This is a genomic window from Clostridium thermobutyricum (assembly GCF_000371465.1).
GTDB classification, from domain to species: Bacteria; Bacillota; Clostridia; order Clostridiales; family Clostridiaceae; genus Clostridium; species Clostridium thermobutyricum.
This window is the reverse complement of sequence record NZ_KB850956.1, coordinates 2,333,247-2,340,445: the sequence shown is the minus strand read 5'-3', so window position 1 is coordinate 2,340,445 and position 7,199 is coordinate 2,333,247. Positions and strand designations below refer to the sequence as shown.

The window sequence follows — 7,199 nt, the reverse complement described above, 5'->3', positions numbered from 1 at the left end:
GCAGATGTGGCGGAATTGGCAGACGCACTAGACTTAGGATCTAGCGCCTTTGGCGTGGGGGTTCGACTCCCTTCATCTGCACCATAATTAATCTTATAAATATGCGGGTATCGTATATCGGTAATACTCCAGCCTTCCAAGCTGGAAAGGTGGGTTCGATTCCCACTACCCGCTCCATTAAAACAACTTATAATATGTAAGTTGTTTTTTTATTCGCTTTTTACTGTAAATAAAAGATAAATATTCACAAAAATTGAAAATTGTCCACAGAATACAATAAAAAATGGAGTTTAATCACTAAAACTGTGGATAAATTTGTTTAATTCCATAAGCATCTATAGCTCAGCTGGATAGAGCGATGGACTTCGAATCCACAGGTCGCGAGTTCGAATCTTGCTAGGTGCGCCAATTTAAAGGGTTAAGAAGAATCTTAGCTCTTATTTTTTTGATAAATTGTGCAATAGAAAATAAAACTTAAAAAAATTCTCTTCTGCTTACTTTAATAAATTAAAATAATAAAGTGAATTTACATAAAAAAACTAGAGTAATTTTATTACTCTAGTTTAAATAAATAATCTATTTTATCCATAGCTTTGTCTTTAGTATCTTTCATTACATGAGTATAAATATTTAATGTGGTAGATATATCACTATGACCTAAAATTGATTGTACTGTTTTATGAGCTATTCCATTTTCAAATAATTTAGTTTTGAAAGTATGCCTTAAATCATGTATACAAATTTATTTTAGATTACATTTTTTAGAATTATATTAAAATATTTTCTAATATTTTTTTCATTCAGATAATTCCAAGGTGTTAGAGATTTGAAGACATTAATATATATTATATAAGTAGTATTCAAATGAATAAAAAATATATAACAGAAGAACTAATAAAAATAATGCTTATTGGTAACTATGATATTTAATACACATGTTCTGATTTTATAGATATTAATTTTAATGGCAATTCTATTGCATTAAGTATAGAGTATTTAGTTGATTGGATTAATAATAAAACAACAAGAGATTGTAAGGGTGATATAGATAATTTAATAAAATATAGAAATCAATTATATAAATTTACGGAAGTTACTATTTAGGGCAAATTTATATGATTTCTGATGACTTATTATATTATTAAATGTAAAAAGAATCAAAACCTATTTTGTTTAGATTCTAATTCTTTTTATTTTAAAAACTTTATAAAAATAAGTAATAGAATGAACATAATAATAAAAAAATTAATTTCTACTACAATAATTTTAGTTATATTTGGATCGTTAATATTCATATATATTGAAAATATTATAGATGTTAAAAAGCTTGTTAAAAATATATAAAATATGTTTGATTTTTTGCTTATAAATTTCATATCAAACCACCTTTTTAATTAAGAATATTATTAATTAATAGAATACTTTATATGCTTATTTATTGATTTAATTATAACTATTATCCTCTTTGTAGAATAATTTACTAATTCCTTTTAAATATATTATTTAAATAGTCTATAGATTGTTGATAATTCGTTGATAATGTAAAAAAACTAATCATAGGACCTTCAAAACCATTACTTTTAATTTGATAATAGATAAATCTACGAAATAGATGGAATCCTAATTGTTTTTTAAATTCTTTATAATTTTTAGGGTAAATATTTACAAAATTTATTCCATTAAATTCAACAAATTTATAATTTTCAAATAAATTAATATCTAAAGAGTATGCTCCGAATATAGAACACGAAGTTATTTTTTCTTCATCAAATATTATACAAGGCTTATCATTAATAAAGACTAATATACTTTTTATTGAATAATATATAAAAAGTAAGAAAATTAAAAATAAAAAAATTGAAAAATAAATATTAAAATTTATAGTATTTAAAGTATAGTATATATCAATTAGTAATACTATTATAGCTATTGGGAAAATGGAATATATAAAAAATTTAAGCCTATTTTTATCATAAGGTATTTCAACTTTATTCATTTTTGCCTCCTTCCTAAAGAAATAATATTAATATAAAGATTTCACTATAAATTTATAATAAGGGATTTATTTTTATTGGCTTTTACTGTTTTTTTTATATAATTTTTTTTGATAGCGCTTAATACCTCTTTTTTTACTATTTTCAAGAAATTTTTCATATTTATCAAGTGGATCAAAAATGGCAAATATACAAGCTCCAATAATAAATGGACTTATAAAACTTAAAAATTTAATCAATTTATTCACATCCTTTAGTGTAACGTAATATATATTAATTAATGGCGAATATAGTAGTGAGATTGATAGTTCTATAAAAATATGAGTTTAATACGATAAGATTATATTCTAGAAGTTATTCATAGATTTATTTTTACTTTTAATAGGTTATATTATATTTAATTAAAATATCATATGCTATTCTTTTAATATATTTTGTTTAGACTTTATTACAAAATATCCATTTACTTATTCTGAATAAAACTATTTATATCAATCTGAATTCTTTAAATTTTCAAATAAACTTACAAATGTATAAGCATCTGGAACAGGAGTACCTATAATTGCTTGAATTGAGGGTGTAAGATAACCATAAATAATTGCATTAAGTATTGGATTCTCTAATCTTAATTTATTATAAAGGTTATTTATATTATTTAATTTTTTATCAAATTCATCGAGTGACATTTCATCAGAAATATATTTTTTGGTTGAAGCTTTTAATATTTCTATTAAATCATCTAATTTTTTTAAGAGAATTTGTTTATTGACTATATCTTCCTCTTCTAATAAAGGGTATTTTTTCTCAGTTGTTGATTTTAATAATTTAAAATAATAAAAAAGTTTTTCAGCTTTTTTTATTATTTTTTTATGTGTTAATTTTTTTTTGAACATAGTTACTCATATCCTCTACAACATTAAAAGTTAAAGAATCTACACCATATTCTAATGGAGTATCAGTAAGTAAGGTGGTATCCAACAACAAAAGTAGCTGTTTCAAGTCCAATTTCAAGTGCGCTTAATACTATACTATCTAACTTATAAAGTATGTGCATTAATATTCTCTAATTTTTTCATTAGAATTTATCCACTTTTAATATATTTAAGATTTATATTAATCTTGTAAAAATGATATTATATGGAAGTTGAAGTATCAAATTATATACAATAATAGTTAAATAATTTGATTTATGTAAAGTTTAATTATATTGAATTTAAGGATATATAAAACTAAATAATATATATTTAAAAGTAAATAGGTGTATTAAATAAATAAAAATAGTGAAAAAACAAATATTTTTTTGATTGTAATTTAAATTTAAAATTGAGTATAGAGGGATTAGGATATATTTAAATGTAAGGATCAAGAATTTAATATAACTGTGTGCGAATAATCATAATGAAAAGGCAAATAGAAGGAATTTAAAAAATACATAAAATTTATTGGAATTAAAGATTATTATAAAGTCAATAGATTATTACAAATATACGAAGTTAGAAAAATTAAGATAATGACTTTAAAGCAAGAAAAAAATGCTTTTAATTATGATGAGGAAAGAGTTAAATTGATAACTAAAGGAGTCAATGAGCTTAACTATTATCAACAGAAAATTAAGAATGGACTACTAATATAAATGAATCAGAAAGAGAAATACTATATAAGAAATATATGGATTTAGATTATATATTTAGAAATATGTTGGGATTGAGAATAGATTTAAATAAGAGATATGCACTATTACGCAAAAATATAAAAATACAATGTTCAAATTAAAAAGATGGGAAGATGGTAAATAATTATATTAAAAATTGGGTAATTAATAAACTATTGTAAAAGCATAATCATAATTAAATTGAGGAATAATAAAATTACTTTAATTTAAGGAGGAATTTACAATGGTTAATCAAGAAGTTATAAACAGTGGTGAAATTTGTACAATGAGTGGCATATGGAGAAGTAAAAATGATGCACATACAGCTATAAGAATATTAGAAGGTGAAGTTATGCCTCAATTTAGGGACATGGATACTTCATGGGAAATGATACAACATTTACCTAAATAAAGTGATGAATATTATAATAGTGAGTACTATTTAAGTATAGTACTCACTATTTATTTATATAAAAAATATATTTAAATTATGAGTTTTATAGAAAAAGAGATATAAATTCAAAAGTGGAATTGAATAACTACTTGAGGAAAATCATTATAGACTTGAAAAGTTTAGATAACTTACGTAGTTTTACTAAAAGATCAACATGAGTGTTGTTCTTTTATTGTTGTCTAATAAGTTACAGAACATTAGCGATATTTACTTAAAAATCAATACTATATTTGAAAATCGCCATAAATATATAGTCGTTAAAATGAACGGAGAGGTTTGGATTAAAATTTAAGAAGATAAATAGCTTCTATTAGAAGAATTTAAAAACAACAAATGAAGCTGAGAAATTTACGACTATTATATGAAATAACTATTAGTTATGAATAATTAGAAGTAGATTTAACATTTGCATTAGCAAAAAGTGAAAAAGATAGAAATGCTAAAGCTTCTTTATATTTTTATATTCTTGAAGATTTTGAACATTATATATGCAGGTTTATTAGAAATGGATTAAGGAGTAAAATCAGAAAATTTTAGTAGGAAATTATACTGAAATAATGCCGGATGTCCAACTATTGCTCAATATAGATGTACGTATGATACTATAAAAAATTTACAAAATTCAATATACTTGATTTAAGAACAAAATTAAACATAAATATAATAACGGTAGCTGAACAACAAACTATGAACTACTATATGAATGTAAGTTCTTTATATAAAAATGATATAGGAAGAAAACTTTATTTAGAAATATGAATGGTAGAAGAAGAGCATGTAACACAATATGCAAGCTTAAAAGATCCAAGATGTATTTGGTTAGAAGATCTTTTAATGCATGATTATACAGAAGCATATTTATATTATTCTTGTTATATGACAGAAAAAGATGAAAATATCAAAAAGATTTGGAAATATAGTTTATCAAAAGAGATAGCTCAATTACATAAAGATGTTGAACTACTTAAAAAATATGAAAAGAAAGATGGGGAACAAGTAATACCATAAATATCAACAAAAAGTTAATAAAAATCTAGATGAAGTTGTTAGTCATACTGTTATAGAGGACTATATAGATAAAAATGGAGAAGATTATAGATATCAAGAATCTTCTCATCCCTTCCAAGAATTAGATGATAAAAAATCAGATAATACTACAGTTGGTAGAGTTAAATAAAAATACGAAATAATATAATAATTTTATAAATTATCAGATTGCATTGTAAAATTAAATATTATACTTAATTATTAAGAAATAGTTTGTTAGATGAAAATGTATATAAATCGTAGTATAATATATCAGAAAAGGAGAGGATAGGGTGAATTCAAGAGATAAACAGTGGAGAAAATTCGTATTTCAAGGAAGTCGGAAATTAATTTTAGAAGATAAGTTAGGATTTTTCTGGAAAATAATATTTTTTTTAATTGCAATGATATCAGTAAAAATTATTTCAAAATTTGTTATAGGAATTGCTGGAATATATATTGGATTATTAATTGGAGTTCTAATTGGAGTAATGATTAATGTGTTATTTGATAAATTCCTTTTGAATTCAGAAGAAATAGAGAGATCAGCAGCAATTAATAGTAGCAATGTAAGTTTTAAAGTTTATATAAATTGTTTGATATGGAATGTTATATCGGGATTTGTAAGATTAATTCCTGTTATATTTATATTTGATAAGGTAGCTTTATTAATATTATCTAAAATTCAGGGAGCTCAAATTTCATTAGAAAAAATATTAGCATTAACTTTTACAAATTTACTTATTACAATAATAATAAGTTTTATAATAAAAATATTATTTTTACCTGTTAATTATTTATTAATCCAAGAAAAAGAGACTAATTTTATTAAAGCTATTATAACATCTTTAAAAATTGTTAAAGAGAAATTTTTATCAACTATTTTGGTTATAATAATTTCAAATGTACAAGTTTGGATTATTGGGATAATAGCCTTTATAGGATTAATATTAAGTGGATTTGGATTAATAACAATATTAGCATTTTTATTTGTAGTGGCAGCTTTAACTGCTTATTACAAATTTATAGAAATTAAATGGTATAAATTTTTATATGGAAGTTATATAAATAAAAAAGATAGAGAAGAATAAATGTAAAAGCTAAATCTAAATTAAAATTTAGATTTAGCTTTTTTGAAAGGTGGTAATTATAGTGGACAGAAGAGTTATATATACTATAGGGCATTCAAATTATAGTTTAGAGACTTTAAATGAAATGATTAAAAAATATAATATTGATGTAATAGTTGATGTAAGAGGGACTCCGTACTCTAAGTATAATATACAATATAATTTAAACGTGATAAGAGAAAATTTAAAGCAATTTGGATTAAGTTATATTTATATGGGAAAAGAGTTTGGGGCTCAAAGAGAAAAAAGAGAATATTACATAAATGAAGGTTATGCAGATTTTAAAAAAGTTGTTAAAGATGATAAGTTCAAAAAGGGAATAGAAAGATTAAAAGATGGTTGTGATAAAGGATATACAATTTGTCTTTTAGGAGCAAAGCAAAATCCGATTGAATGTCATAGATTTGCGTTAGTAGCATTAGCATTAGAAAAAGAAGGATTTGAGGTTAAAAATATAGTACATAGTGGAGAGATAAAAAGTAATTATGAATTGGAAGAAGAACTTATAGATAGATACTTTGATAGAAATGATATAAATTTTTATTCTATTTTGGAGGGAGAAAAATCTAGAGAAGAGTATTTGAATGAATCAATAGAAAAAATGAATAGAGAAATAGGATTTAGACTTGAAAAACTTAAAGAAAAAGGATATAAATTATAAAATTAATAGGTATGATTTATAGATAAAGTTTAATTATTAAATAAATAGGTTTATAAAAATATTTTATTATTAATAGCTACAAGTTATATTTAATTTTCAAAATAATAGAAAATTATTAAGTGTAAAAGGATATAAATATTAGTTTTAAGTATTATATAAATATAGTTAATAAAAGTATAAAGTGCTTTTATAGATGATATATTAGAGAAATTATAAAAACTCAGCCTAGTGTATCACAATATAATAAAAAGAGATATATAAAGAATATTGGAGAAATTATAGA

Annotated in this window: 7 protein-coding genes, 3 tRNA genes and 1 pseudogene; 7 read left to right on the top strand and 4 right to left on the bottom strand. The window is 22.4% G+C overall.

The window, feature by feature from the left end; all coding sequences use genetic code 11:
• From HMPREF1092_RS10920 to HMPREF1092_RS10910, 3 genes are all read left to right on the top strand, one after another.
• Nucleotides 1-84 (top strand) — tRNA-Leu (locus tag HMPREF1092_RS10920).
• 19 nt (nucleotides 85-103) lie between these two features.
• Nucleotides 104-177: transfer RNA gene (locus tag HMPREF1092_RS10915), tRNA-Gly, on the top strand.
• Between the two features lie 154 nt (nucleotides 178-331).
• Nucleotides 332-408, top strand: a tRNA-Arg gene (locus HMPREF1092_RS10910).
• 145 nt (nucleotides 409-553) lie between these two features.
• Here HMPREF1092_RS10910 and HMPREF1092_RS17840 read toward each other — a convergent pair.
• From HMPREF1092_RS17840 to HMPREF1092_RS10895, 4 genes and pseudogenes are all read right to left on the bottom strand, one after another.
• Nucleotides 554-810, bottom strand: a pseudogene (locus tag HMPREF1092_RS17840) (tyrosine-type recombinase/integrase); the annotation flags it as partial.
• A 670-nt stretch (nucleotides 811-1,480) separates the two neighbouring features.
• Nucleotides 1,481-1,996 carry a hypothetical protein gene (locus HMPREF1092_RS10900; protein WP_002598730.1) on the bottom strand — a complete coding sequence of 172 codons (516 nt, stop codon included), beginning with the start codon at nucleotides 1,994-1,996 and terminating at the stop codon, nucleotides 1,481-1,483.
• 72 nt (nucleotides 1,997-2,068) lie between these two features.
• On the bottom strand, nucleotides 2,069-2,233 hold the full coding sequence (locus HMPREF1092_RS17230; protein ID WP_186003717.1) for a hypothetical protein: 165 nt from the start codon (nucleotides 2,231-2,233) through the stop codon (nucleotides 2,069-2,071).
• A 252-nt stretch (nucleotides 2,234-2,485) separates the two neighbouring features.
• Complete coding sequence (locus tag HMPREF1092_RS10895; protein ID WP_002598729.1) at nucleotides 2,486-2,887, bottom strand: hypothetical protein; 402 nt, start codon at nucleotides 2,885-2,887, stop codon at nucleotides 2,486-2,488.
• 1,002 nt (nucleotides 2,888-3,889) lie between these two features.
• Between HMPREF1092_RS10895 and HMPREF1092_RS17225 the strand changes: the two genes are divergently transcribed.
• The 4 genes from HMPREF1092_RS17225 (at nucleotide 3,890) to HMPREF1092_RS10880 (ending at nucleotide 6,916) form a co-directional block, all read left to right on the top strand.
• Nucleotides 3,890-4,057, top strand: coding sequence for a hypothetical protein (locus tag HMPREF1092_RS17225; RefSeq protein WP_002598727.1), 168 nt, complete (start codon nucleotides 3,890-3,892; stop codon nucleotides 4,055-4,057).
• 801 nt (nucleotides 4,058-4,858) lie between these two features.
• Complete coding sequence (locus HMPREF1092_RS16555) at nucleotides 4,859-5,107, top strand: hypothetical protein (RefSeq protein WP_002598726.1); 249 nt, start codon at nucleotides 4,859-4,861, stop codon at nucleotides 5,105-5,107.
• Nucleotides 5,108-5,418: 311 nt separating this feature from the next.
• Nucleotides 5,419-6,216: a hypothetical protein gene (locus HMPREF1092_RS10885; protein ID WP_002598725.1), complete on the top strand. Its 798-nt coding sequence runs from the start codon at nucleotides 5,419-5,421 to the stop codon at nucleotides 6,214-6,216.
• 61 nt (nucleotides 6,217-6,277) lie between these two features.
• On the top strand, nucleotides 6,278-6,916 hold the full coding sequence (locus tag HMPREF1092_RS10880; protein ID WP_002598724.1) for a DUF488 domain-containing protein: 639 nt from the start codon (nucleotides 6,278-6,280) through the stop codon (nucleotides 6,914-6,916).
• Nucleotides 6,917-7,199: the final 283 nt, after the last annotated feature.